The following is a 2,938-nucleotide window of genomic DNA, read 5'->3' on the forward strand; positions in this document are numbered from 1 at the left end:
CGTTCCGCCTGGCCCATTCGGAGAGCTTCACACACTGATGGTCGCAGATAAGGACTGAGGAACGCTGATGATTTCGCTAGCAGCTAATAACCCCTACAGTTCTACGATGACCGTCCCGAAATGCCGTCCCTCGATCATCTCCTGCAACGCCCGCGGCGCGTGATCGATGCCCGAGACCCGGACGTAGGGGAAGGTGATGTCGCCGGTGCGCGACCAGCCGCCGAAGCGTTCGAGCCACTGGGATCGCGCCTGCTCGTCGAAGCCCTGAAAGGCCCGGATCGAGATCCGCTTCAGGATGAGCTGGTAGGTGTCGAGTCCGACGGGCGCCGCCCCGCCCGTCCCCTGGGGTGACATCTGCCCGGACAGCGCGCCGATCAGGACGAACCGGGCTCCGGGCCGGGCCGAGGCCACCGCCGCCTGAAGCTGGTCGCCGCCGACGTTGTCCACGTAGACGTCGTTGCCGTCGGGGGCGGCCTTCGCCAGTTGCTCCTCGATCGGTGCCGCGCCGCGGATCACCGTCGCGTCGTATCCCAGATCACGGACCAGCCGGTCGGCCTTCTCCTGCGAGCTGGTGCTGCCGATCACCCGGCCGGCGCCGAGCAGCCGGGCGATCTGCCCCGCCAGCGATCCGCTCGCGCCTCGGCCCGCAGTCGCGCCGAGCGGCGGGCGACCTCCGGGTCGGCGACAAGGTCGCTCAGGGCGGCCCGCAGGGTCTCGGCCGTGGCGTCCGGGGTATCGATGCGGCGGGCGACGCCCAGCTCCACGAGACGGTCGGCGTTGACGAACTGTTCGGCGGCCTGCGGGACGGCGATCATCGGAACACCGGCCAGCAGACCTTCGCCGCAGCCGCCCATACCGGCATGGTGACAATGGCTGACGATCGGGATGCCGACCATGGCGATGTGGGCACGGCGACGGGACACGGAAGATCACTCACTTCGGGTTCAGGGCGAGACGGATTCGGCGGCGGCTTCCAGGTCGGCGATGCCGCCCGACATGATCGTCCGCACGTGCTCGGTGATGTGCTCAGCGGGCCAGTCCCACCAGGCCACTGCCAGCAGCCGGGCGATGTCCTCGTCGCTGTAGCGGGTGCGGATGAGACGGGCCGGGTTGCCGCCGGCGATCCCGTAGTCGGGCACGTCCGAGGTGACCACGGCACCGGCGCCGATGATCGCGCCGTGTCCGATCCGTACGCCTGGCAGCACCGTGACGCCGTGGCCGAACCAGACGTCGTTGCCGATGACGGTGTCCCCGCGGTTCGGCAGGCCGGTGAGCAGGTCGAAATGTTCGGACCACGAGCCGCCCATGGTGGGGAAGGGGAAGGTCGAAGGGCCGTCCATGCGGTGGTTGGCGCCGTTCATGATGAACCGCACCCCCGTGCCCAGCGCGCAGAACTTGCCGATGACCAGTTTCTCCGGCCCGTAGTGGTAGAGCACGTTGCGTGTCTCGAACGCGGTCGGATCGTCCGGGTCGTCGTAGTAGGAATACTCTCCGACCTCGATCAACGGGGACTTGACCAGCGGCCGGAGCAGCACCACCCGCGGCTGCTCGGGCATGGGATGCACCACGGTGGGATCGGCGGGAACCATCATCGATACCTCTGCTAATGCGACAACTTATACATTAAGATGCTGTCATGACGCTGTCCGCCGAGCAACCAGGTTCCGGGCGATGACCTCCGCGGCGCCACCGCCGGAAGGCAGCCCGTCGCCGACCCGACGACGCCCGGGTGGCCGCACCGGTCGCACCCGTACGCGGGTTCTCGACGCGGTCCGCGCCGAGCTTGCGGAACGCGGCTACGACGAGCTCACCGTGGATGCCGTCGCGGCCCGCGCGGGGGTGCACCGCGCAACGGTGTACCGGCGCTGGAGAGACGTCGGTGGCCTGCTCGCCGACGTCTTCGAAGCGGCGAGTGACGACGACTGGCAGCCCCAGGACACCGGCTCCCTGCAAGGCGACCTGGCGGCGCTGAACCACGAAAACCAGGCGGCCCTGACCGCGTGGCCGCCGATCGCCGCGGCCCTGATCGCCGCCTCGTTCCGTTCCGAAGAAGCCGCCCGCGGCGTGCGGCGGCTCTGGGAGGACCGATACACCCGCTGCGAGGTGATCGTCAGCCGAGCCGTTCGTCGCGGCGAACTCCCGCCGCACACCGACGCCCGGCGACTGCTCATCGCCGCCACGGCGCCGCTGTACCACCATCTGGTGCTTCTCCGTACGCCACCCGACCCGGACCTTCCCGACCATGCGGCCAGAACCGCCGTCCTCGCCGCCTCCGCCGGGGCCTTCGTCAAGCCTTCGCCAGGCGGAGACACCTGAAGGCTGTCTCATGGGTGGTCACCCATGAAGCGCCGCCCGACGACGTCTCGCGAAGGAGATCTCAGCGTCCTGTCGCGTCAGTGCTCACCCCTGGTGCCGGACCGGCGAGAGTGCCCTGGCCGCGCAGCCGGTCCATCTCCCGCCACTCCGGCCGCAGCCCCGCCAGATTCGTGGTGAGGGCGTAGGCGGCCCCGCAGGCCAGCAGGACCGGCGCCAGTCCCGCAGCCGCCACCGCCATTCCGCCCAGCAGCCCGCCCAGGGGAATCCCGGCCCAGGCCTGCGCGTCCTTGAGCGCGTTCACCCGGCCGAGGAGGTGACGCGGCACCCGCTCGTAGGAGACCGCTCCCAGAATCGGGTTGAGGAAACCGCCGCTGAACCCGCTCATCGCGAACACCGCCAGCATGACCCACAGCGGCGCATCCACCGCGAAGATGAGGAAGCGGGGCGGCCCGGCGAGCAGGAACGCCACGAAGAGACGGATCCCAGCCCGTTCTGCGGCGGGCAAGACAGGACGATGGGCAGGGTGAAAGCGGAGGCGGGTGGGCGTTCCGGCCGACTTAAGACCGTGCCAAGTACCCCCGCGCCCGAAACAAGGCCGAAGGCGAACATCACCAGACCCCGG

At 69.5% G+C, this 2,938-nt stretch carries 4 protein-coding genes and 1 pseudogene; 1 reads left to right on the forward strand and 4 read right to left on the reverse strand.

What is annotated here, in order from left to right:
* Positions 1–93: 93 nt before the first annotated feature.
* The 3 genes and pseudogenes from AB0I38_RS40195 to AB0I38_RS40205 form a co-directional block, all read right to left on the reverse strand.
* Positions 94–585, reverse strand: a complete 492-nt coding sequence (locus AB0I38_RS40195; RefSeq protein ID WP_358496105.1) for a zinc-binding dehydrogenase — start codon at positions 583–585, stop codon at positions 94–96.
* Positions 582–863: pseudogene (locus AB0I38_RS40200) on the reverse strand (nucleotide disphospho-sugar-binding domain-containing protein); the annotation flags it as partial. The gene AB0I38_RS40195 and the pseudogene AB0I38_RS40200, both read right to left, overlap by 4 nt.
* 81 nt (positions 864–944) lie before the next feature.
* On the reverse strand, positions 945–1,592 hold the full coding sequence (locus AB0I38_RS40205; RefSeq protein WP_358496114.1) for a CatB-related O-acetyltransferase: 648 nt from the start codon (positions 1,590–1,592) through the stop codon (positions 945–947).
* Positions 1,593–1,671: 79 nt separating this feature from the next.
* Between AB0I38_RS40205 and AB0I38_RS40210 the strand changes: the two genes are divergently transcribed.
* Positions 1,672–2,316, forward strand: a complete 645-nt coding sequence (locus AB0I38_RS40210) for a TetR/AcrR family transcriptional regulator (RefSeq protein WP_358496118.1) — start codon at positions 1,672–1,674, stop codon at positions 2,314–2,316.
* 61 nt (positions 2,317–2,377) lie between these two features.
* Here AB0I38_RS40210 and AB0I38_RS40215 read toward each other — a convergent pair whose 3' ends face one another.
* Positions 2,378–2,821 carry a hypothetical protein gene (locus AB0I38_RS40215; RefSeq protein WP_358496122.1) on the reverse strand — a complete coding sequence of 148 codons (444 nt, stop codon included), beginning with the start codon at positions 2,819–2,821 and terminating at the stop codon, positions 2,378–2,380.
* Positions 2,822–2,938 lie beyond the last annotated feature (117 nt).

This window comes from Nonomuraea cavernae (assembly GCF_040655715.1).
Classification (GTDB): Bacteria; Actinomycetota; Actinomycetes; order Streptosporangiales; family Streptosporangiaceae; genus Nonomuraea; species Nonomuraea cavernae_A.